The organism is Caballeronia sp. SL1002, assembly GCF_057814995.1.
Window position 1 is genome coordinate 2,979,163 of sequence record NZ_JBYMUW010000002.1, and the last position, 21,342, is coordinate 3,000,504.

The following is a 21,342-nucleotide window of genomic DNA, read 5'->3' on the forward strand; positions in this document are numbered from 1 at the left end:
CCATCAGCCGCCGGTCGACGGGGTTTTCAACAGGTCGCGCACGGTGCCGAGCAGGCCATCGGCGATCTTGCTCGAGTCCATCGTCAGCGAGCCGTCACGCATGGCGGCCTTGATCGACTCCACCTTGGCGGTGTCGACATCCGACGAATTGGACGCGCGCAGGTCGGACGACAACGCCGACAAGCTGACCGTCGATTGCGCTTGGCCGGACGGAGCCGACACTTGCGAATCTTGTTCTGCGCCAGTGGCGCTTTTTGCATCGCCGAGCGATGCGCGTTGCAGGCTATCGACGCCTGCGAGCGGAGTGGTGCTTTTCGAATCGATTTTCACGATGGTCTTCCCTGACGAGTTGATCCTTTTATCGGCGGCATGGCATCAAACTTTAACCAATGCGGCCATTCAGATCTCCCCGAACCTCTCCCAATGCTCTCAAAGCCTTGCTGGAAGGGGCGGTAAGACAATTGCAACAAAATGAAACAGCTTCTGGCCCGATTTCGGCCAGATGTCCTCACAAACGGATTTCCACCGTCTGACTATCCTTGACGATGCCCGAAATGATCTGGCCTCCAGCGGTTTTCACCCGCACTTGCTGGCCGGGCGCCGCGTTGTTCATTACGCTGCCTTCGGCGGAAATGGCGAAACCGGTGCCGTTCGTGACTACGTGGACCGTCTGGCCGATCGCCACCGACGACGCGCTGCGCAGCATGTCGGTGCGCAGCGGCAGTCCAGCGGGCACGCGCGACAGCGTGGTGGCGCCGACGGCCTGCGCCGGATCGGTCACGACGGCCTGCGGCATGCTGGCGAGATCGCCGTCGCGGGCGACCAGATCGGCGGCCGTGAGCACTTCGCCCGGTGCGATGGCGCGCGCGGCCAGGAAATAGGTTGCGTTGAGCGCGACGCGGGCCTGCAGATAAAGCGTCCACGGATGTTCGCCCGCGCAGCGCACACCCACCGTCGTGCGGCCCCAGAGGCGCGCGCCGGTCGGCATGAACGGTTCGAGCGTGTCGCAGGCGGCGAGGCCGCGCGGAAACGCGGGCATCACGGTGATTTCGACCTTGCCTGGCAATCCGGCGGCCTGTTGCTGCAAAAACGCGAGCGCGGCGGCGCGGATGCTGTCGCCGTCCTGCGAGCCTGCGGCGTTCGCGGCGGCATTGGGCATGGGCTGCGCGGGAATGCGCCGGGGCGCGTTCAGCGCGGCGCCGGGCAGCGTTGTGCGCATCGACGCCTGCATCATGCCCGCCGCGACAGGTTGGGCGGGCGCGGCGGCGATCGGCCGGATACCGCCGCGAGCGGGGGCCGCGTCCGAGGCGTCGGAACTCACGACGACCGGCATCACATCGCGCGACGAAGCACGCGTTTGCGTCAGGCGCGGCAGTGGGTCGCCTGCGTTTGCGCTCTTATTAATAGCGTTGGGTGAACTGGCGGCGGCTTTCGGCTCGCCGTTCCCCGGAATTTCGATCATCCCTGACTCGGACGGCGCCGACTGCGCGGATTGCGCGGATTGCGTCATCGGCAACGCTGGCGCGGCTTTGGGCGCGGCGGCCTGGCGGGCTTCGCCGGGACCCGGAATCACGATCATTCCCGCGTTTGCCGTGGAATCGTCGGCGGCTTCGGCGCGCGCGTCGAGCGCGATCGCGGCGGCGCGCATGGCGGCGTCGGCGGCGTTCGCGGCCGACCGATAACCGCTCGAACGTGCCACAGCCTGCAGCGCGGGCGTCGTATCGACGGCGGCGGTGTGCGGCTTGCCCACCCGCTCGACCATCGCGGCGACCGCGGCGGGATTGGTTTCGGCGTTGCCCGGAATGGCGATCGGGCCGTCGCTCTGAGCGTGCGACTGCGCCGCGAAACCCAATGCCAGCGCGGATCCGAACGCGAGCGACATCGCCCGGCGACGCCAGCCTCGGCTCGGCTGCGCGTCCGCCCGGCGTGCGGCATCCGGTTTTCCGGCGCCAAGCGCCGTGGCGCTCGTCGGTTGCGAAGCGAACCTGCTCATCGTGTATCTCCGTTGGGGCCTGACGGTGCGGCCGGAATCCATGAAAACGTGCAGCCATCGAGCCACGAGACGAATTCTAGATATCGCCCGGCGAATACAAGCGTCGAATAGAGGCCGGCTTCCCCGGTTATTCGTCCGATTGCATCTTGCGTGTCGCTTCTAAGATTCGTCTCATGCAAAAAGGTCCGTGGTTATGGCCGCTGCAGCGTCCGCACTCACGCGAGGCGCGCCGTTCGGACCCGATACCGCTTAAGGAGAACCCGGGATGCTAGACAAACTCGACAAGGAATTCGCTTTTGGCCGCGAGGCGCTCGATGTGCGCGCTTATCGCCAGGAACTGCTGTCGTCGAATATCGCAAACGCCGACACGCCCGGCTACAAAGCGCGTGATGTGGACTTTTCGACCTCGCTCGCGGGCGCGCTGAAGAAGAGCGGCGGCGGATCGACCGGCATGGCCGCGTCGAACACCGGCACGCTCGCGATGGCGCAGCCGGTCAGCGTATCGAGCGGGATGTCGATGGCGGCGACTTCGGCGGGACACATGTCCGGCACGACGAGTCTGACCGCGAGCGGCGGTTCGAGCGACGACTACGGCCGTCTCGCGTACCGGGTTCCGTCGCAGCCGTCGCTCGACGGCAATACGGTCGATCTGGACTCGGAACGCGTGCAGTTCGCGGACAACGCACTGCACTTCGAGTCCGGCATGACCGTTCTGTCGACGCAGCTCAAAACCATGCTCTCGGCGATTACGTCGAACGGCTGAACGTAACCAAGGAGAAGCCATGCCATCTTTGATGAACATCTTCAACGTCGCCGGATCGGCGATGTCGGCTCAGGCGCAGCGCCTGAACGTGACGGCGTCGAACCTAGCCAACGCGGACAGCACGACCGGCCCTGACGGCCAGCCTTACAAGGCGAAACAGGTCGTGTTCGCGGTGGACCCGCTCGGCGGCGCGAAAACCGCGTCCGGCCAGCAGGTCGGCGGCGTGCAGGTGACGGGCGTGATCGACGATCCGACACCGATGAAAACCAGCTACGACCCGACCAATCCGGCGGCGAATGCAGACGGCTACGTCACCATGCCGAACGTCGATCCCGTGCAGGAAATGGTCAACATGATTTCCGCGTCGCGTTCGTATCAGGCGAACGTCGAGACGCTCAACACCGCCAAGCAGCTGATGCTGAAAACCCTGACGATCGGAACCTGAGGACAAACATAGTGACTACCAACACCACGATCGGCAGCAACGGCACCACCGTGTCGCAGACGCTGCTCGATACCATGAACGGAACTTCGTCGGCGTCCTCGTCGTCGTCGACTTCTTCTACCAGCGGCACGTCTTCGTCGGACCTGCAGAACACGTTCCTCACGCTGCTCGTTACGCAGTTGAAGAACCAGGATCCGACCAACCCGGCCGACAGCTCGCAAATGACTTCGCAGCTCGCGCAGATCAACACGGTGACGGGCATCGGCCAGTTGAACACCTCGCTCACCTCGCTCGCGACCCAGTTGTCCGCCGGCCAGTCGGCGCAGGCCGCCCTGCTGATCGGTTCGACCGTGCTCGCGCCGGGCAACTCGGTCTCCGTGTCGAACGGCGTGTCGTCGGGCTTCGGCGTGAAGCTCGCGGCGGGCGTGAGCGACCTGCAAGTCGTGATCAAGAACTCGGCGGGCCAGATCGTCAACACGCTCGACAAGGGCGCGCAATCGGCCGGCGTCGTGTCGCTCGCAGGCTGGACGCCGGTGGATTCGAGCGGCAACAAGCTCGCCGACGGCACCTACACGATCACCGCGCAAGGCACGGTCAACGGCGTCGCCGCGACCGCGACGACGCTCGCGGCTTCGCAAGTCCAGAGCGTTGTGCAGCAAGCCGACGGCACCGCGGGCCTGAAGCTCGCGAACGGATCGACGGTGGCGCTCACGGGTGTTTCGAGCATCCAGTAAGCCACACACACTATTTAACTAGCGAATTTAGGAAACGGAGACCGTCATGGGTTACCAACAAGGATTGAGCGGTTTGTCGGGTGCATCGAGCGACCTCGACGTGATCGGCAACAACATCGCCAACGCGAACACCGTTGGCTTCAAGCAAGGCCAGGCAGAATTCGCCGACATGTACGCGAACTCGGTCGCGACCTCGGTGAGCAACCAGGTCGGGATCGGCTCGCGCCTGTCGGAAGTTCAGCAGCAGTTCGGTCAGGGCACGATCACGACCGACGACCAGGCGCTGCACGTCGCCATCAACGGCAGCGGCTTCTTCCAGATGTCGAACAACGGCACGTCGGTGTATTCGCGTAACGGCGTGTTCCACCTCGACAACACCGGCAAGATCGTCAACAGCGCGGGTCTGCAACTGATGGGCTACGCCGCCAGCTCGACGGGCGTGCTCAACAGCGCGAGCACGGTGCCGCTGTCGGTGCCGACGTCGAACCTCGCGCCGACCGCCACGAAGAACATCAACGCGTCGTTCAACCTGAACTCGCAGGACACCGCCCCGACCACGACCTTCAAGGCGACGGATTCGACGACCTACAACACGTCCACCTCGATCGACGTGTACGACTCGCTCGGCGGCACCCACAAGGTTTCGCTCTACTTCGTGAAGAACACGACGGGTTCGTGGGACGCCTACGGCACGACCGGCGATCCGGCCACGGCAGTCGGCGCGTCCGACGGCACGGTGACGGACGGCAAGATCGGCACGGTGACGTTCGATTCGTCGGGCAACCTGACGGGCACCAGCTCGTTCAACATCACGATCCCGAACGGCGCGACGACGACGGCTTCCACGCAGGCGCTGACCGTCGATCTGTCGAAGACCACGCAGTACGGCGCGACCAGCGGCCTGACGAACATCGGTCAGGACGGCTTCACGGCCGGCCAGCTGACGGGTTTCTCGGTCGGCACCGACGGCGTGCTGACGGGCAACTACTCGAACGGCCAGACGCAGGCGCTCGGCCAGGTCGTGCTCGCGAACTTCAACAACCAGAACGGCCTCGTGAACCTCGGCGGCAACATGTATCAGCAGACCGCCGCATCGGGCGCGCCGCAGATCGCCGTGCCGGGTTCGACCAATCACGGCACGCTGCAAGGCGGCGCGGTGGAAAACTCGAACGTCGATTTGACGAGCGAACTGGTGAATCTGATCACCGCGCAACGCAACTATCAGGCGAACGCGCAGACGATCAAGACGCAACAAACCGTCGATCAGACCTTAATTAACCTCTAATCGACGGATTGACTGAAGCGAAAGCAGGAGAGACTTACATCTATGGACCGTCTGATCTACACCGCGATGACCGGCGCGACGCAAGCGCTGGAACAGCAAAGCGTAACCGCCAACAACCTCGCCAACGCCTCGACCACGGGCTTTCGCGCGCAGTTGTCGGCGTTCCGCGCCGTGCCGATGAACTTCGAGAACGGCGTGGGCGAGGATCCGACGACCCGGACGTTCGTTCTCTCGTCAACTCCGTCCGCCGACTACACGCCGGGCCCGATCGAACAGACCGGCAACCCGCTCGACGTCGCGGTGCAGGGTTCGGGCTGGCTTTCCGTGCAGGCGCCCGACGGCAGCGAGGCTTACACGCGCGCCGGCAATCTTCACGTCGACGCGAACGGCCAGCTCGTCACCGCGAATAACCTGCCGGTGCTCGGCAACGGCGGACCGATGTCCATTCCGCCGGGTTCGCAAGTCACGATCGGCAAGGACGGCACGGTGTCCGCGCTGACGCCAGGCGATCCGCCGACGGCCATCGCGACGATCGACCAGTTGAAGCTGGTCAATCCGGACCCGAGCACGATTTCGCGCGGCGACGACGGCCTCTTCCGGACCGCCGACGGCAACCCCGCCGACGCCGATCCGTCCGTCGTGGTCGCGCCGGCGTCGCTGGAAGGCAGCAACGTCAACCCGGTATCGGCGATGGTGACGATGATCACGAACGCGCGCCAGTTCCAGATGCAGACCAAGTTGCTCGAATCGGCCGACCAGAACGAACAGTCAGCCAACAAGCTGCTCAACTTCAGTTAAAGCAAGATTACGCAGGAATCAAGACATGAACCGCTCTCTCTACATCGCCGCAACCGGCATGAATGCGCAGCAAGCGCAGATGGACGTGATTTCGAACAACCTCGCCAACGTCGCCACGAACGGCTTCAAGGGCTCGCGCGCGGTGTTCGAGGATTTGCTTTACCAGACCGTCCGCCAGCCGGGCGCGAATTCCACGCAGCAGACCGAACTCGCGTCGGGCAGCCAGCTCGGCACCGGCGTGCAGCAAGTCGCGACCGAACGCCTCTACACGCAGGGCAACCTGCAGCAGACCGGCAACTCGAAGGACGTCGCCATCAACGGTAACGGCTTCTTCCAGGTGACCATGCCGGACGGCACGACGTCCTACACCCGCGACGGCTCGTTCCAGACCAACTCGCAGGGTCAGCTCGTCACGTCGAGCGGCTACCAGATCAGCCCGGCCATCACGATCCCGCAAAACGCCACGTCGATCACGATCGGCTCGGACGGCACGGTGTCGATCACGCAGCAGGGCAGCACGGCCAGCACGCAAGTCGGCGCGCTGCAGCTCGCGACCTTTATCAACCCGACGGGCCTGCAGGCACGCGGCGAAAACCTGTTCATGGAAACGAGCGCATCGGGCGCGCCGAACGTGACGCAGCCGGGCCTGAACGGCGCGGGCTCGCTGCAACAGGGCTACACGGAAGCATCGAACGTGAACGTCGTGCAGGAACTGGTCAACATGATCCAGACCCAGCGCGCGTATGAAATCAACAGCAAGGCCGTGACCACGTCCGACCAGATGCTGCAGACGCTGAGCCAGATGCCGGTTTAAGTCCGGCTAGAAAGACGAGACGGACCCAAAAGATGTCGCCATTCAATTCCTTCGCCCGCTGTGTACTCGCGCTCACGTTCGTCGCTTCGCTCGCGGCGTGCGGCCTCGTGCCGAAAGAGCCGATCACCCAGCAGCCGATGACCGCCCGCCCGCCCGCACCGCCGATGAATTCCCAGTCGGCCGGCGCGATCTATAACGCGGGCTATGCAGGCCGGCCGCTGTTCGAAGACCAGCGTCCGCGCAATGTCGGCGACATCCTGACCATCGTGATTTCGGAAAACGTCAACGCGACGAAGTCGTCGGCGGCGAATACGAACCGCGCGAGCAACGCGGCGTTCGGCGTACCGATCTCGCCGGGTATCTTCGGCGGTCTGTTCAACAACTCGAACCTGTCCGCCACGGGCGCGAACAAGTTCACGTCGTCGGGCGGCGCGACTGCGGCCAACACGTTCAGCGGCACGCTGACCGTGACGGTCACGGGCGTCCTGCCGAACGGCAACCTGATGGTGAGCGGCGAAAAGCAGATGCTCATCAACCAGGGCAATGAATTCGTGCGCTTCTCCGGCGTCGTCAACCCGACGACCATCTCCGGCAGCAATACGGTCTACTCGACGCAGATCGCGGACGCGAAGATCGAATACTCGGCGAAGGGCTACATCGACGAAGCGCAGAACATGAGCTGGCTCCAGCGCTTCTTCCTCAACCTGGCGCCGTTCTGACCATGACCATCCTCACCAAGCTTTTCGCCATCGCGCTCGCCGCGGCCGCTGTCTCCGTCGTCCTGCCGCAACCGGCTCACGCCGAACGCCTGAAAGACCTCGTGTCGTTCCAGGGCGTACGCGACAACCCGCTGATCGGCTACGGCCTCGTGGTCGGTCTCGACGGCACGGGCGACCAGACGATGCAGACGCCGTTCACCACGCAAAGTCTGACCAACATGCTCGGCAACCTCGGCATCACGCTGAACTCGTCGAGCACGTCGAACATGCAGTTGAAGAACGTCGCCGCCGTCATGGTGACGGCCGTGCTGCCGCCGTTTGCGCGTCCCGGCGAGGCGATCGACATCACGGTGTCGTCGCTCGGTAACGCGAAGAGCCTGCGCGGCGGCACGCTGCTGATGGCCCCGCTCAAGGGCGCCGACGGCCAGGTCTACGCGATGGCGCAGGGCAATCTCGTGGTCGGCGGCGCGGGTGCGAGCGCAAACGGCAGCAAGGTTCAGGTGAACACGCTGGCGGTCGGCCGCATCTCGGGCGGCGCGATTGTCGAACGCGCCGTGCCGAACGCCATCACGCAAGCGGGCGGGACCATGCAAATGGAACTGCGCGACATGGACTTCGACACGACGCAGAAGATCGTCGCGGCGGTGAACAACCAGTTCGGCATGGGCACGGCGCTCGCGCTCGACGGCCGCACGATCCAGCTGCGCGCGCCCGCCGATCCGTCCGAGCAAGTGTCGTTCATGGCGCAGCTTCAGAATATCGACGTGCGTCCGGCGCAGGCTGCCGCGAAGGTGATCCTGAACGCACGCACCGGCTCGATCGTGATGAACCAGATGGTCACGCTGCAAAGCTGCGCGGTTGCGCACGGCAATTTGTCGGTGGTGATCAATACGCAGACGGCGGTGAGCCAGCCGGGCGCGCTGTCGAACGGCAACACGGTCGCGGCGAAGCAGTCGCAGATCCAGTTGAAGCAGGACACGGGCGCACTCAAGATGCTGAGCGCAGGCGCGAATCTCGCCGATGTCGTCAAGGCGCTCAACGCGCTCGGCGCGACGCCGGCGGACCTGATCTCGATCTTGCAGTCGATGAAAGCGGCGGGTGCGTTGCGCGCCGACCTCGAAATTATCTAAGGACGACGGGCTATGAACTCGAACGGAACCGGTATCGCCAGCAACACGTTGGCATCGACGGACACGAGCGGTGGTCTCGGCAATTTGTCCAACCGCTTCGCTCTCGACGTGCAGGGCTTCTCCGCCCTGAAAGCGCAGGCAGCGAACGGCGCGACGCCGGAAAACCTGAAGGCGGCGGCGAAGCAGTTCGACGCAGTGTTCACGCAAATGATGCTGAAAAGCATGCGCGACGCGACGCCGTCGGACAGCCCGTTCGATTCGAACGACAGCAAGTCCTTCACCGCGATGCTCGACCAGCAGATGTCGCAGCAAATGTCGACCAAAGGTATCGGCGTGGCCGACATGATGCTCAAGCAACTGATGCGCAGCGCCCAGGGTTCGGGCGGCGCGGCGGGAGCGGCAGGCGGCCTGGCGATGGGCGGCGCGGCCATGGGCGGCTCGGCGGCGGGCGGTGACGTCAGCGGCAACGAAGGCAGCATGGCCGCGATGAACGCGATGGCGAAGGCCTACGCGAACGCGTCGGGATCGAATGCGAACCGCACGCTCGACAAGAGCGCGGGCTACGACGCGAATTCGGCGCTCACGCCGCCCGCGCGCGGCAACGGCTCGGACAAGGTGAACGCGTTCGTCGACCGGCTCGCCGCGCCCGCGCAGGCCGCGAGCCAGGCGACCGGCATTCCGGCGCGCTTCATCATCGGGCAGGCGGCGCTGGAGTCCGGCTGGGGCAAGCGCGAGATCAAGAACACGGATGGATCGACGAGCCACAATATCTTCGGCGTGAAAGCGACGAAGGACTGGACGGGCAAGACCGTGGCCGCCGTGACGACAGAATATGTGAACGGTCAGCCAAAAAAGGTGGTCGAGCAGTTTAGAGCCTATGATTCGTATGAACATGCGCTGACCGACTACGCGAGCGTGCTGAAGAACAATCCGCGTTATGCGCCGGTCGTGCAGGCATCGCGCGATGCCGCCGGGTTCGCGCACGGCATGCAGAAAGCAGGCTACGCAACCGATCCGCAATACGCGAAAAAGCTCATCTCGATCATGCGTCAGATCGTTTGAGTGTAGTGTCGGCTGAATAAAGCGCGGCACACAGCAACGGGGCCATGTCGCGGAAAAGTCCGGACGCATCCATCGCGCAGGATGCGACGACGATGTCGCCATGCAAACGTTTTCCGGTGAAAATCGCACAATAGCGAAGAAATTTTTGCGGCGGAGCCCTAAATTTTCGAGCCGCGCTGCCGCTAATCCGAACACCGAAGTGCCGGATCGATGACGATCCGGTCCTACGCTTGAGCGCCCAGACGCGCTTGCGAGCGAGCAAAAAACGAATACGGCTAGCCCCATGGACAACAACCAGTCGCACGATCACGACTACGCTGAAAACGAACACGACGACCCGGTCGATTTCGGCCGGCGCAATCCGCTCGAAATCGGCGTGTCGCTGCGCAATCTCGCCAACCGGGGCGATTTCCTGACCGCCGAGTACGGCGACGGGCAAATCGTCACGCGGCTGCTCGACGTCGATCCGTCGACCGCCACGTTCACCTTCGACTGGGGCGGCGTGCCCGAGCAGAACAGCGCGGTGCTCGCCTCGAAGCGGCTCGTGTTCCACGCGGCGCCGGACGGCGTGCGCGTCGAATTTTCGACGGAAACCCCGCGCGAAACCACGTTCGACGGTCATCCCGCCTACGAAGCCGATTTCCCGCCGGTGCTGTTCTACATGCAGCGCCGCGAATATTTCCGCGTCGATGCGCCGGTGCTCGATCCGTATATGTGCAGCGGTTTGCTGCCGACCGGCGAGCGCTTCCGCTTCGAAGTCAACGATCTGTCGCTTGGCGGCGTCGCGCTCCGCACGTTGGACGAACGCGTCGCGAATCTCGACCTCGGCGTCCTGCTGAAGGAAGTCGAACTGCATTTCAGCAATCCCGGCAAGGTCGTGCTCGACCTGCAACTGGTGTCGCATCGCGAAGTGACGACCGCCAAGGGCGACCGCCGCTTTACGCTCGGCTTCAAGTTCGCATCGCTGCCGGGATCGACGGAAAACACGCTGCAACGCCTGATCACGCAGCTCGAAATGAAACGGCGTTCGCTGTCGCGCTGATTCGCTTCTGCAGGACCGGACGCGAGCATCGTGCTCGCGTCGCGTTGTAACCGCGTCGGCCGCATTCTGGCGGGCGGCGCGTGCCGGATGGATTCCATCGGCCTTCTTCATTTCCCCGAATTGACCGTATAAAACCCCGCTTCTTCGCCGATCGGGATACCAACGTGTTGCGCATAATGTCCGCACGGGCTCGTTCGCGCGACGTTTTGCGAGCGAGCCGCAGAAGCCCTGTTTGGGTTCGGTACACCGCATGTTGAAGGTTCGGCTAATCGCCTGTTCCCGCGGCATTGCAACGATTGCGCGCTCAACTTCCCGCGTAATCGGCCGATAAACAACAGTTCAAGTCAAGCGGCGGCCCTGTGCGCCGCCTCTTCAGGATCCATGCATGTCCAACAACATTTTTAATATCGGCGTCAGCGGTCTCAACGCAGCCCAGTGGGGACTGACGGTCACTGGACAGAACATCAGCAATGCCGCGACCGCGGGCTATACGCAGGAAAAAGTCGAGTACCAGGAGGCCTCGGGCCAGTACACGAACTCCGGCTATCTCGGCACCGGCGTCCAGACCGCAACCGTCACGCGCTCGTACAGCCAGTACCTGTCGAACCAGCTTAGCTCGGCGCAATCGTCGAGCGGCGCGTCCAACACGTACTACACGTTGATCGCCGAGCTGAACAATCTGGTCGGCGATCCGACCACCGGCATCGCGTCGGGCGTGAGCAACTACTTCACCGGCCTGCAGTCGGTGGCGAACAATCCGAACGCAACTTCGTCGCGCCAGACGCTGATGAGCAGCGCGCAGACGCTCGCTGACCAGATCACGACCGCAGGCTCGCAGTACGACCAGTTGCGCCAGAACGTCAACACGCAATTGACGAGCGCCGTCACGCAGATCAACAGCTACTCGAAGCAGATCTCCGACCTGAACAAGCAGATCAACCAGGCGTCCGCCGCCGGCCAGCCGCCGAACCAGCTTCTCGATCAGCGCGATCTCGCGGTGCAGAACCTGAGCGCGATGGTCGACGTCACGGTGTCGCAATCGGACGGCAACTACAACGTGTTTATCGGCAACGGCCAGCCGCTCGTCGTGGGCAACAAGCCTTATAGCTTGCAGGCCGTGACGTCGCCGACCGACCCGAGCGAACTGACGGTCGCATTCCAGAGCAGCGACGGCTCCACGCTCGCGCCGAAGGACATGCAGTACGTGCCCGATTCCGCGCTGACGGGCGGCACGGTCGGCGGTCTGCTGTCGTTCCGCAGCCAGACGCTCGATCCGGGCGCGGCGCAACTCGGCGCGATCGCGACCAGTTTCTCGGCGCAACTGAACGCGCAGAACGCGCTCGGTCTCGACCTGAGCGGCAAGGCGGGCGGCGACCTGTTCAAGGTCGCGACGCCGACCGTGTATTCCGACGTCCGCAACACGGGCACGGGCGGCGTGTCGGCGGCTTTCACCGATCCGACGCAGCCGACCACCGGCGACTACACGCTGAGCTACGACGGCTCGAAGTACACGATGACCGACACCGCGTCCGGCAACGTGATGGGCACGATTCCGAACCCGTCCGCCGGCGTCGCGCCGACGAGCGGCACGATCAACGGTTTGCAGTTCACGTTCAGCGGCGCGGTGAAAGCGGGCGACAGCTTCAGCGTCCAGCCGACCCGTGGCGCGCTCGACAATTTCGCGCTGTCCAACTCGAACCCGTCCGCGATCGCGGCGGCCACCCCGGTGCTGACCACGGCTACCAACGGCAACACCGGCAGCGGCGCGATTTCCGCCGGCACGGTGGCGCCCGGCTATTCGAGCGGCAGCGGCATGACGCTGACGTATTCGGCATCCGGCAAGCTCACGTCCGATGTCGATGTCACGCTCGCGGATGCGACCGTGGTGCCGGCCGGCACGCCGTTCGCCTACGACTCGACCAAAGGCATCACCGTTACCTCGAGCGGCGCGGATCCGGCCTCGCATGGCGTGACGACCACGATTACCGGCTCGCCGGTGGTCGGCGACAGCTTCAAGGTGACGCCGAACACGAGCGGCACGGCGGACGGCAGCAACGCGCTCGCGATGGCGCAGATGGTGTCGTCGAAGAGCATGAACGGCGGCACCGACACGCTCACGAGTTCGTACGCGAACTATGTGAACACGATCGGCAATCAGACTAACCAGCTCAAGAGCACGAGCACGTCGCAAACGGCGCTGCTCGCTCAGGTCACGGCCGCGCAGCAAGCGGTGTCCGGCGTGAACCTGAACGAGGAAGCAGCGAACCTGATGCAATACCAGCAGCTCTATCAGGCGAACAGCAAGGTCATCCAGACCGCGTCGTCGCTGTTCCAGACGCTGCTCGGCATCTTCAACTGAGGCATAAGCGATGCGTATTTCCAGCTCCCAGTACTTCAACATGAACGTGTCGGCGATGGGCGATCAGCAGAGCACGCTCGCGTCGATGTATCAGCAGATTGCTTCCGGCAAGCGGATTCTCACCGCTTCCGACGACCCGCTCGGCGCCGCTCAGGCCGTGCAGCTCACCATGAAGACATCCGCGATCACGCAATACACGGCCAACCAGACCAGCGCGCTTTCGTCGCTGCAGCAGGAAGACTCGACGCTCGGCACGGTCGCGAGCGTGATCACGAAGATCAAGACGCTCGCGGTTTCGGCGGGCGACGGTTCGCTCAACGACGGCGACCGCAGCGCGATCGGCACGCAGATCGCCGGTTTGCGCAGCCAGCTTCTCGGCCTCGCGAACACCACGGACGGCCAGGGCAACTATATTTTCGGCGGCTTCAAGGCGGATTCCGCGCCGTTTTCAAACAGCCCGACGGGCGTCGGCGCGACTTATGCGGGCGATCTCGGCCAGCGGCAAGTCCAGATCAGCGACGGGCGCGTCATGCCGGTCGCCGACACGGGCGCCGCCGTGTTCCAGAACATTTCGGCGTCGGAGAGCTCGCCTGTTGCGACCGCCACGCTCGGCAATAGCGGCACGGGCACGATTTCGTCGGTAACGACCAGCGATACGACCGCCGCGAGCAACGCGACCGGTTACAAGATTGCGTTCAGCGTGAGCGGTGGCGTGACGCAGTATTCGGTGACCGACTCGTCGGGCGCTTCGATTGCGAGCAACGTGACGTACTCGGGCAAGACCGATATCGCGCTCGGCAGCGGCCAGAAGGTGACGATCGACGGCGCCCCGGGCAACGGCGACACGTTCACCGTCGATCCGGCTGGCTCGTCGAACAAGGACGTGTTCTCGGCGATCGACAACCTGGTTGCCGCGCTCAAGCAGCCGACCACGACCACCGCCGGCCAGGCCGCGCTGACCAACGCGCTCGGCACGGCATCGACGCAGCTTTCGAACTCGTTCAACAACGTGCTCGGCGTGCAGGCGACGGTGGGCGGGCGTGAACAGGAAGTGCAGGCCGTGCAGACCTCGATGGCGGATTCGACGACGCAATACCAGAGCGATCTCGCCGATTTGACGAGCATCAATCTGGTATCGGCGATCAGCCAGTACGAACTGACGCAGAATGCGTTGCAGGGCGCGCAGCAGGCGTTCACGCAGATTCAGAAGATGTCGCTGTTTAACTATCTGAGCTGAGCGTGACGGCCCGGTTCGGGCCGGGTGCGTTTTGAAGAAGCCGTTCCGGGAGGTATTCGGGACGGCTTTTTTTGCGTGGGGATGGGAAACCGTGGACAAGCCGGCGATCGCTAAGGCAACGCGAACGGCGCGACATACTACGCACGGAGGTGGGCGCACTCGCTGTCGCGACGCAGGCGCTGACGCCGGAAAACGGCTTAGCGACGACACCGCCGGCTAACCCGCTGCGATGCTGCGATTGGAGGATAACGAGGGGAGACAGCGAGGCGTGACGGATCCAGAGCGGAGGTCTGAATCGGGGAATTGAGGCGATTTGGAGAAAAGCGTTTCGAGCGGCCCGGAAAGCCAAAACCCTCAAAACCCCGCCGCGACCCGCCCCATTTGATCGATACCCATATCGAAGATCCGTTGAAAGAACGGAATCAGATTCGGCGTCATCAACTGGATCAGCATGAGGCCGACGAGTACGGTAACCGGGAAACCCACCTGAAAGATACCGATCTGCGGCGCGGCGCGGTTCAGAATGCCGAGCGCCAGATTCGAGATCAGCAGCGCCGCGACCACCGGCAGCGAGAGCAGCAGTCCGGTCGAAAAGATCGCGCCGCCGAACGAAGCCATGGTGTGCCAGCCGGTCGAATGCGACGCCGCGCCGATCACGTTCGTGCCGATCGGCACGCTCTGGAACGTCGAGACGAGCGCGGTGATCATCTGCAAATGACCATCGAAAACGAGGAACGCGAGCATCGCGATGGTGTTCAGATAGCGCGAAATCACCACCGCATTGCCGCCCGCGCGCGGATCGTAGAGGGTCGCGAAACTCAGGCCCATCTGCTGGCCGATGAACTCACCGGCCGCGTCGATCGCGGCGAACGCAATCTGCATCGTCACGCCGAGCGCGGCGCCGATCAGGAACTGGTTGACGATGATCCACACGCCGTCGGCGGAGAACACGGTCACCTGCGGCATCGCGCCGACGGTCGGCGCGACGATCAACGTAATGAACGCGGCGAGCGCCACCTTGACGCGCTGCGGAATGGCCGCGTGGCTCGTGATCGGCGCGGTCGCGATCAGCGCGAGAATGCGCGTGAACGGCCAGAGAAACGCGGTGAGCCAGACGTTGAGTTGCGCGTAGGTGACGGAAAACATCGGGGAAAAGCGCGCCTTAACCGGTGACGGCGGGCGTGATCGTGAGGATGTGACGCATGTAGTCGAGCAGCGTTTCCATCATCCACGGACCGGCGATCACGAGCGTCACCGCAACGGCGAGCAGCTTCGGAATAAACGTGAGCGTGGCTTCGTTGATCTGCGTGGCGGCCTGAAACAGGCTCACGAGCAAACCTACAACCAGCGCGACCAGCAAGGCGGGCGCGGAGAGCATCAGGCCGACGTACATCGCCTGGTGCGCCATCGTCATGACGGATTCTGGGGTCATCGAAATTCTCCGGATTACGTGAAGCTTTGCGCGAGCGAGCCGATCAGCAATTGCCAACCATCCACCAGCACGAACAACATCAGCTTGAAAGGCAACGCGATGCTGGTGGGCGACACCATCATCATGCCCATCGACATCAGCACGCTTGCCACCACCATGTCGATGATGAGGAACGGAATGAAAATGGTGAAGCCGATCTGGAAGCCGGTCTTCAGTTCGCTCGTGATGAACGACGGCACGAGCAGCGACAGCGGAACGTCTTCGGGACCGTTCATCGGCGGCGCCTTGGAAATTTTCGCGAACAGCGCGAGATCGGTTTCGCGGGTCTGGCGCAGCATGAATTCCTTGAACGGCGTGACGCCGCGCTGCATCGCCTGATCCATCTGGATCGTGCCTTCCGAGAAGGGCTTGTATGCGTCGGTATAAGCGCGGTCGAGCACCGGCGACATCACGAAAATAGACAGGAACAGCGCGAGTCCGACGAGCACCTGGTTCGGCGGCGTGCTGCCCGTGCCGAGCGCCTGGCGCAACAGCGACAACACGATGATGATGCGCGTGAAGCTCGTCATCATCAGCACCATCGCGGGCAGGAACGACAGCATCGTGAGCAGCAGCATCGTCTGGACGCTGAGCGAATACGTCGTGCCGCCGTTCGGACCGGGGCTCGTGTTGAACGCGGGCAGGCCGGCCGTGCTTTGCGCGAAGGCCAGATGCGGCAGGGCCGCGAGCATGACCGGGAACAGAATCGGGATGAGACGGGGGAGCGCGGTCTTCAGAGTGCGCGCGACTTGACTACGGCTGACCAGCATTTACTTGCTCCCGCCTGCGAACTTTTGCAGACGCTTGTTCGCTTCGCCGGCGAGGGCATCGCGAAATCGTTGACCGAATCCACCTTGCAACGTTTGCGTCGGGGCGGGCGTTTCAGCGCTGCTGCCGCCGGCCTCAGCGGATCCGGCGGGCAGCGTGTGCAGCAGGCGGACGTTGCCGGGCGCCGTGCCGAGCACGAGCCACGTGTCGCCGATCTCGACCACCGCCACGCGCTCCTTGTTGCCGAGCGACGCGCCGCCGATCACCTTCACCAGACCGCCGCGCTTCGAACCCTGCAAGCCGAAACGGCGCGCGAGCCACGCACAGCCGAACACGAAGCCGATCACGATCACGAGACCGAACAGCGTCTGCAGCACCGCGCCGAATCCGAGCGACGGGACCGCCGTGCCCGCGCCGACGCTCGATGCGATCTGCGCGGCATGGTTCACCGCGTTCATGTCGGCGGCGTGGGCGAAAAGCGGTGCGCTCGCGATACATGCAAGCGCTGCGCGGCGGGCAAAGACTTTCATCGGTTCAGTTTCCGGATACGTTCGGCGGGCGTGATGATGTCGGTGAGACGGATACCGAACTTGTCGTTCACGACCACCACTTCGCCCTGCGCGATCAGGCAGCCGTTCACCAGCACGTCCATCGGTTCGCCGGCGAGGCCGTCGAGTTCCACGACCGAACCTTGCGCGAGTTGCAGCAGGTTGCGGATCGCGATCTTCGTGCGCCCGAGTTCCACCGTCATCTGCACGGGGATATCGAGAATCATGTCGATATCGTTGCGCGTCGTCGTCGGGGCGACTTTCGAGAGCGGCTGGAATACGCCCGCGGCAGCCGCGACCGGCGCTTCGTTCTCGTTCTGTTCGGCAAGCGCGCTCGCCCAGTCGTCCATGGCGAAATCGACCGCTTTCGGTTCGGCTGCGGTTGCAACCGGTGCCGCGTCGAAGCCTTCCGGCAATGCGCTTTCCTGCGTCAAATCAGTCATAACCACCTTCCCTCATCGTGTCCGTTGCGCTGATCATTTTTTGCACGCGCAACGCATATTGACCGTTAAAAATTCCGTAACCGCATTCCATGACCGGCACGCCATCCACCTTCGCGACCACCTGCTCCGGCACGCTGATCGGCAACACATCGCCCGCCCGCATGTTCAGCAGCTGCTCGAACGACGAGCGGATTTCAGCGAGATCGACCGTCAGTTCCACTTCCGCCGTCTGCACCTGCTGCGACAGCACGCGCACCCAGCGGCGGTCCACTTCGAGCGCTTCGCCTTGAATGGGCGAAGACAGCACGTCGCGGATCGGTTCGATCATCGAGTACGGCATGCAGATGTGCAGCGTGCCGCCCGTCGAGCCGAACTCGATGGAAAACTGCGTGACGATCACGATTTCGTTCGGCGTCGCCACGTTCGCGAACTGCGTGTGCATTTCCGAGCGCACGTATTCGAACTGCAACTGGCGCACGCTTTTCCACGAAGCCGCGTAATGCTCGAACACGAGATGCAGCAGCTTGCTGATGATGCGCTGCTCCGTCTGCGTGAACTCGCGGCCTTCGACGCGGGTGTGAAACCGGCCGTCGCCGCCAAACAGGTTATCGACGACGAAGAACACCAGGTTCGGGTCGAAGACGAACAGCGAGGTGCCGCGCAGGGGCTTCACGTGGACCAGGTTCAGGTTGGTCGGGATCGGCAGGTTGCGGGTGAATTCGCTGTACTTCTGCACCTTCACCGGACCGACGGAAATTTCCGCCGAGCGCCGCATGAAGTTGAAGATGCCGACGCGCAATAGGCGCGCAAAGCGGTCGTTGATAATTTCGAGGCCGGGCATCCGGCCCCGGACAATGCGTTCCTGCGTCGCGATGTTGTACGGGCGGACGCCGGCAGCCGCAGTTTCATCCGAAACTTGATCGACTTCGCCAGTGACGCCCTTGAGGAGGGCATCGACCTCCTCCTGCGACATGAACTCTTCGTGGCCCATCCTGATTCCTTGGTCCGGGTTCGCGTGTTCGGTTCGTGCGTCTTACTGGACGACGAATTCGGTGAAAAGCACGTCGTCGACGTGTACCGGCGCTTCCGGCGTGCTCGCGATCTTCTCGATCGCGGTGCGCAGTTCGGCGGCGAGCGCGCGCTTGCCATCGAGCGACGCGAGATCTTCCGGGTGCTTGTTCGAGAGCACCAGCAGCACGCGGCTGCGGATTTCCGGCAGACGTTCGGTGAGCGCGGCCTGGGCTTTCTCGTCGCGCAGCTTGAGCGTGAGACCGGCGCGCAGGTAGTGCATGCCGTCGTCGGACTGCAGGTTCACCGTCATCGAGTCGAGCGGGAAGAACACGGGCGGCGGCGCCGGGACCGGCTTGGCCGGCGCGTTGCTGTGGCCCATGAACTTCGGCAGCACGAAATACGCGGCGCCAGCGCCTGCGCCGAGCAGCACGGCGGCTCCAACGGCGATGACGATGATGCGCTTGAGCTTGCCGCTCTTCGCGGGGACGATGGGTTGCTGATCTTTTGCGGTGGTGGTTGCCATGAATGCTTACCTCAATCTGTAGCCTGTATTGTTGGCGAAAGCCGTACTTTGCGATGAGCCGAACAGAAGGGAGATTTGGGGCTAACTCGTTCTTTTGGGTCGGAGCGCGCCGGAAGGTTGAAATACGACAAAGCGCCGCGACCGTTGGACCGGCCGCGGCGCTCGCGGAATGAAAAAGGGTGAAATCAGGCGAACGTATCGACCAGCCCGACCGTCCGGCGCACCGGCACCGTTACGGCGGCAGTCGTGCCATCCGAGCCGCCCAGACCGCCGAACGCGCCGATGCCGCCGCTCGAGCGTCCGCCCGGACCGGAATCCTGGCCGCCGCTCTGCTGCTGGCTTTGCTGGCGCGCGAAGCCGTCGTTGACGCTCGTGCTGCCAAGACTGATGCCGTTCTGCTCCATCGCCTCGCGCAGTTTCGGCAGCGCCGCTTCCACGGCCTCGCGAACGTGCGCGTGCTGCGAGACAAAGAGCGCGTGTGCATTGTTATCGGTCACTTGGAGCGTGACCTGAAGCGGCCCCAGATCTTTCGGATTCAGGGTCAGCTCGGCGCTTTGCTGCTTGGCGCTCGAAAGAAACACGACTTGCTGGCTGAACGCGTCGTCCCAGCCGGACGAACCGACGTGCGGCGCGATCGCCGCGCTGGAGGCGGCGACGGTGCTCGTCTGCGTGAATTTCCCCGACAGCGCCGATGCAGCCTGCAACGCGCTGGCGTGCGCGGCGTCGTCGGCGGCTTGCTTGTATGCGGTGGTGCCGCTATCGACTTGCGGCGTGGCGGCGGCGACTGCCTGCGCGAGCGCGGCGGCATCCGATGGCGCGGCAGGCGTGGGTGCGAGCGCCGCATTCGGGTCCATGCTGGCGTTCGCCAGCGCGGCCGCGCCCGCGCCGTTGGCATTTCCATTCCCTAATGCGCCGACCAGTCCCGCGCCCACGCCGAGTCCCTTGCCGCGTCCGCCTTTGCCGTCGGTCGCGTTGCGCCCGTCACCCGCCGATCCGGAAGCCGTCGCCGTCGCCGGATTTTGCGCGGCGGCGCCGTTCATCGCGGCGAGCGCGGCCATGAGGGCGTCCTGCGCGGTTTTCGGGTCGTCGGCGGATTGCGTCGCGGCGGGCTTGGCGGCGTCGCCGGTTGCGCTCGCGGACGTGTCGGCCGGCGTGGACGATGCGGCCGCGGCTGCGTTCGCCAGATCGGTCATCGTCATGCCGGCAGACGCTGCCGCGTTGGCGCGGGCCGATGCGCGGGTTTGCGCGTCGGCGGCGGCATCGGCGCTATCGGTGGCGGCGTTGGCTGCATGTCCGGCTTCCGCCTTCGATGCACCCGGTTTCGCCGCCTTGTTCGTGGCGTCGGCCTGCTGCGAATCCTGGGCCTTGTCGGTTTCGCCCGAGGCATCGGCCTTCGACGCATCGTCGGTCTTGTCGGCGTCGTCGGCGCTCTGGGCGTCGTCCGTCTGGTCCGTGCTCGCGTCTTTGGCCGGCGGCGTGTCGCGCGGTTTCGGCGCGTCGTGGACGCTGCTCGTGTGCGCGGCGGCGGCGGCCCGCGCGGCCTGGGCGTCGGCTTGCGCCTTCGCGTTGAGATTCTTCAACGCCAGGCTGAACGATGCGTTCGCGGCGTTATCGCGGGACGCGGCGGAACTGCCGGACACGGAAGACGCCGCGCCGTTGATCAGGCTGGCGAGGGAGACGGACGACATGCGGACCTCTTGATTCGGTTAAAACTGCTATTCGGTGATTAATTCCGCGGATTTCAGGCTTTTTCGGCCCGCATCCGCAGCATCTTGGACGCGTGTTCGTCGGCGTCGCGCTGTTCGACGCGCGCGGCCTTCAGAGCCAGCACCGCTTCGCCGCGCGCGGCGAGCACTTCATACGAGCCGAGCTTCTGCTTGCGCTGCTGCCATTCCGGCTTGGCGGCTTCGAGCCGCTGCGTCGCGCCGACGAAAAGCGCGCGCTGCTGGGCGATCGCGGCGTCGAGGGTATCGACGAAAGCCTGGAAATTGCGCAGGTTCTGCGCCGTGGTCCCTTGTTGCGCCGACGTCGCGAACCGCGCGTGATACTCGTCGCGGTACGTGATGAGCGAATTCAACTGGCCTTCGATCTCGTTTCTTTCCTGCTGGAGCTTGCCGAGCTTTTTGGTCGCGGCGTCGAGCTCCTCGCGGGCGAGGTCGATCAAGGTGTTGATGGGCAAGTTTTTGGACATGGGCTA

23 protein-coding genes are annotated in these 21,342 nt (G+C 64.1%); 12 read left to right on the top strand and 11 right to left on the bottom strand.

Annotated features, from left to right (window positions below):
* Nucleotides 1–3: 3 nt before the first annotated feature.
* Together flgM and flgA are read right to left on the bottom strand one after the other, a co-directional pair.
* Nucleotides 4–330: a flagellar biosynthesis anti-sigma factor FlgM gene (gene flgM / locus AC3D25_RS16165; protein ID WP_488889364.1), complete on the bottom strand. Its 327-nt coding sequence runs from the start codon at nucleotides 328–330 to the stop codon at nucleotides 4–6.
* Between the two features lie 178 nt (nucleotides 331–508).
* The gene (flgA, locus tag AC3D25_RS16170) at nucleotides 509–1,993 is read right to left on the bottom strand and encodes a flagellar basal body P-ring formation chaperone FlgA (protein WP_488889365.1); all 1,485 of its coding nucleotides are present in this window, start codon (nucleotides 1,991–1,993) and stop codon (nucleotides 509–511) included.
* Nucleotides 1,994–2,258: 265 nt separating this feature from the next.
* Here flgA and flgB point away from each other — a divergent pair, with 265 nt between their 5' ends.
* From flgB to flgL, 12 genes are all read left to right on the top strand, one after another.
* Nucleotides 2,259–2,756 (top strand): flagellar basal body rod protein FlgB, encoded by a 498-nt coding sequence (gene flgB, locus AC3D25_RS16175; protein ID WP_488889366.1) that lies wholly within the window; start codon nucleotides 2,259–2,261, stop codon nucleotides 2,754–2,756.
* A 19-nt stretch (nucleotides 2,757–2,775) separates the two neighbouring features.
* The gene (flgC, locus tag AC3D25_RS16180; RefSeq protein ID WP_488889367.1) at nucleotides 2,776–3,201 is read left to right on the top strand and encodes a flagellar basal body rod protein FlgC; all 426 of its coding nucleotides are present in this window, start codon (nucleotides 2,776–2,778) and stop codon (nucleotides 3,199–3,201) included.
* An 11-nt stretch (nucleotides 3,202–3,212) separates the two neighbouring features.
* Nucleotides 3,213–3,935 (top strand): flagellar hook assembly protein FlgD, encoded by a 723-nt coding sequence (locus tag AC3D25_RS16185; protein WP_488889368.1) that lies wholly within the window; start codon nucleotides 3,213–3,215, stop codon nucleotides 3,933–3,935.
* A 46-nt stretch (nucleotides 3,936–3,981) separates the two neighbouring features.
* Nucleotides 3,982–5,220, top strand: coding sequence for a flagellar hook protein FlgE (flgE, locus tag AC3D25_RS16190; protein WP_488889369.1), 1,239 nt, complete (start codon nucleotides 3,982–3,984; stop codon nucleotides 5,218–5,220).
* A gap of 42 nt (nucleotides 5,221–5,262) precedes the next feature.
* Nucleotides 5,263–6,018, top strand: a complete 756-nt coding sequence (gene flgF, locus AC3D25_RS16195; RefSeq protein WP_488889370.1) for a flagellar basal-body rod protein FlgF — start codon at nucleotides 5,263–5,265, stop codon at nucleotides 6,016–6,018.
* 25 nt (nucleotides 6,019–6,043) lie between these two features.
* Nucleotides 6,044–6,832, top strand: a complete 789-nt coding sequence (gene flgG, locus AC3D25_RS16200) for a flagellar basal-body rod protein FlgG (protein ID WP_488889371.1) — start codon at nucleotides 6,044–6,046, stop codon at nucleotides 6,830–6,832.
* A 32-nt stretch (nucleotides 6,833–6,864) separates the two neighbouring features.
* Nucleotides 6,865–7,551: a flagellar basal body L-ring protein FlgH gene (locus AC3D25_RS16205; protein WP_488889372.1), complete on the top strand. Its 687-nt coding sequence runs from the start codon at nucleotides 6,865–6,867 to the stop codon at nucleotides 7,549–7,551.
* 2 nt (nucleotides 7,552–7,553) lie between these two features.
* A complete protein-coding gene (locus AC3D25_RS16210) occupies nucleotides 7,554–8,681 on the top strand; it encodes a flagellar basal body P-ring protein FlgI (protein ID WP_488889373.1) in 1,128 nt (375 codons plus the stop codon).
* Nucleotides 8,682–8,693: 12 nt separating this feature from the next.
* On the top strand, nucleotides 8,694–9,743 hold the full coding sequence (flgJ, locus tag AC3D25_RS16215) for a flagellar assembly peptidoglycan hydrolase FlgJ (RefSeq protein WP_488889374.1): 1,050 nt from the start codon (nucleotides 8,694–8,696) through the stop codon (nucleotides 9,741–9,743).
* 283 nt (nucleotides 9,744–10,026) lie between these two features.
* A complete protein-coding gene (locus AC3D25_RS16220) occupies nucleotides 10,027–10,785 on the top strand; it encodes a flagellar brake protein (RefSeq protein WP_488889375.1) in 759 nt (252 codons plus the stop codon).
* A gap of 385 nt (nucleotides 10,786–11,170) precedes the next feature.
* Nucleotides 11,171–13,144 carry a flagellar hook-associated protein FlgK gene (gene flgK, locus AC3D25_RS16225; protein ID WP_488889376.1) on the top strand — a complete coding sequence of 658 codons (1,974 nt, stop codon included), beginning with the start codon at nucleotides 11,171–11,173 and terminating at the stop codon, nucleotides 13,142–13,144.
* A gap of 10 nt (nucleotides 13,145–13,154) precedes the next feature.
* Complete coding sequence (gene flgL / locus AC3D25_RS16230) at nucleotides 13,155–14,381, top strand: flagellar hook-associated protein FlgL (protein ID WP_488889377.1); 1,227 nt, start codon at nucleotides 13,155–13,157, stop codon at nucleotides 14,379–14,381.
* Nucleotides 14,382–14,735: 354 nt separating this feature from the next.
* On the opposite strand, the gene fliR is transcribed toward flgL, so the two are convergent.
* The 9 genes from fliR to fliJ form a co-directional block, all read right to left on the bottom strand.
* Complete coding sequence (gene fliR, locus AC3D25_RS16235) at nucleotides 14,736–15,527, bottom strand: flagellar biosynthetic protein FliR (RefSeq protein WP_488889378.1); 792 nt, start codon at nucleotides 15,525–15,527, stop codon at nucleotides 14,736–14,738.
* A gap of 16 nt (nucleotides 15,528–15,543) precedes the next feature.
* On the bottom strand, nucleotides 15,544–15,813 hold the full coding sequence (gene fliQ / locus AC3D25_RS16240) for a flagellar biosynthesis protein FliQ (protein WP_488889379.1): 270 nt from the start codon (nucleotides 15,811–15,813) through the stop codon (nucleotides 15,544–15,546).
* 14 nt (nucleotides 15,814–15,827) lie between these two features.
* Nucleotides 15,828–16,622 carry a flagellar type III secretion system pore protein FliP gene (gene fliP / locus AC3D25_RS16245; protein ID WP_488889380.1) on the bottom strand — a complete coding sequence of 265 codons (795 nt, stop codon included), beginning with the start codon at nucleotides 16,620–16,622 and terminating at the stop codon, nucleotides 15,828–15,830.
* Entirely contained in the window at nucleotides 16,623–17,150 is a 528-nt protein-coding gene (gene fliO / locus AC3D25_RS16250) for a flagellar biosynthetic protein FliO (protein ID WP_488889381.1), read from the bottom strand. It lies immediately after the preceding gene.
* Nucleotides 17,147–17,611, bottom strand: coding sequence for a flagellar motor switch protein FliN (gene fliN, locus AC3D25_RS16255; protein WP_488889382.1), 465 nt, complete (start codon nucleotides 17,609–17,611; stop codon nucleotides 17,147–17,149). Before fliN ends, fliO begins: the two co-directional genes overlap by 4 nt.
* Entirely contained in the window at nucleotides 17,604–18,602 is a 999-nt protein-coding gene (fliM, locus tag AC3D25_RS16260) for a flagellar motor switch protein FliM (RefSeq protein ID WP_488889383.1), read from the bottom strand. The genes fliN and fliM overlap by 8 nt, the downstream gene beginning before the upstream one ends.
* Nucleotides 18,603–18,644: 42 nt before the next feature.
* Nucleotides 18,645–19,145 carry a flagellar basal body-associated protein FliL gene (fliL, locus tag AC3D25_RS16265; RefSeq protein WP_488889384.1) on the bottom strand — a complete coding sequence of 167 codons (501 nt, stop codon included), beginning with the start codon at nucleotides 19,143–19,145 and terminating at the stop codon, nucleotides 18,645–18,647.
* A gap of 185 nt (nucleotides 19,146–19,330) precedes the next feature.
* A complete protein-coding gene (locus tag AC3D25_RS16270) occupies nucleotides 19,331–20,833 on the bottom strand; it encodes a flagellar hook-length control protein FliK (protein WP_488889385.1) in 1,503 nt (500 codons plus the stop codon).
* Nucleotides 20,834–20,886: 53 nt separating this feature from the next.
* The gene (gene fliJ, locus AC3D25_RS16275; RefSeq protein ID WP_488889386.1) at nucleotides 20,887–21,336 is read right to left on the bottom strand and encodes a flagellar export protein FliJ; all 450 of its coding nucleotides are present in this window, start codon (nucleotides 21,334–21,336) and stop codon (nucleotides 20,887–20,889) included.
* Nucleotides 21,337–21,342: the final 6 nt, after the last annotated feature.

Coding starts and splice junctions, on each gene's coding strand:
- flgA (WP_488889365.1), bottom strand. CDS start 1,993: ATGAGCAGGTTCGCTTCGCAACCGACGAGCGCCACGGCGCTTGGCGCC.
- flgB (WP_488889366.1), top strand. CDS start 2,259: ATGCTAGACAAACTCGACAAGGAATTCGCTTTTGGCCGCGAGGCGCTC.
- flgC (WP_488889367.1), top strand. CDS start 2,776: ATGCCATCTTTGATGAACATCTTCAACGTCGCCGGATCGGCGATGTCG.
- flgE (WP_488889369.1), top strand. CDS start 3,982: ATGGGTTACCAACAAGGATTGAGCGGTTTGTCGGGTGCATCGAGCGAC.
- flgF (WP_488889370.1), top strand. CDS start 5,263: ATGGACCGTCTGATCTACACCGCGATGACCGGCGCGACGCAAGCGCTG.
- flgG (WP_488889371.1), top strand. CDS start 6,044: ATGAACCGCTCTCTCTACATCGCCGCAACCGGCATGAATGCGCAGCAA.
- AC3D25_RS16205 (WP_488889372.1), top strand. CDS start 6,865: ATGTCGCCATTCAATTCCTTCGCCCGCTGTGTACTCGCGCTCACGTTC.
- AC3D25_RS16210 (WP_488889373.1), top strand. CDS start 7,554: ATGACCATCCTCACCAAGCTTTTCGCCATCGCGCTCGCCGCGGCCGCT.
- flgJ (WP_488889374.1), top strand. CDS start 8,694: ATGAACTCGAACGGAACCGGTATCGCCAGCAACACGTTGGCATCGACG.
- AC3D25_RS16220 (WP_488889375.1), top strand. CDS start 10,027: ATGGACAACAACCAGTCGCACGATCACGACTACGCTGAAAACGAACAC.
- flgK (WP_488889376.1), top strand. CDS start 11,171: ATGTCCAACAACATTTTTAATATCGGCGTCAGCGGTCTCAACGCAGCC.
- flgL (WP_488889377.1), top strand. CDS start 13,155: ATGCGTATTTCCAGCTCCCAGTACTTCAACATGAACGTGTCGGCGATG.
- fliR (WP_488889378.1), bottom strand. CDS start 15,527: ATGTTTTCCGTCACCTACGCGCAACTCAACGTCTGGCTCACCGCGTTT.
- fliQ (WP_488889379.1), bottom strand. CDS start 15,813: ATGACCCCAGAATCCGTCATGACGATGGCGCACCAGGCGATGTACGTC.
- fliP (WP_488889380.1), bottom strand. CDS start 16,622: ATGCTGGTCAGCCGTAGTCAAGTCGCGCGCACTCTGAAGACCGCGCTC.
- fliO (WP_488889381.1), bottom strand. CDS start 17,150: ATGAAAGTCTTTGCCCGCCGCGCAGCGCTTGCATGTATCGCGAGCGCA.
- fliN (WP_488889382.1), bottom strand. CDS start 17,611: ATGACTGATTTGACGCAGGAAAGCGCATTGCCGGAAGGCTTCGACGCG.
- fliM (WP_488889383.1), bottom strand. CDS start 18,602: ATGGGCCACGAAGAGTTCATGTCGCAGGAGGAGGTCGATGCCCTCCTC.
- fliL (WP_488889384.1), bottom strand. CDS start 19,145: ATGGCAACCACCACCGCAAAAGATCAGCAACCCATCGTCCCCGCGAAG.
- AC3D25_RS16270 (WP_488889385.1), bottom strand. CDS start 20,833: ATGTCGTCCGTCTCCCTCGCCAGCCTGATCAACGGCGCGGCGTCTTCC.
- fliJ (WP_488889386.1), bottom strand. CDS start 21,336: ATGTCCAAAAACTTGCCCATCAACACCTTGATCGACCTCGCCCGCGAG.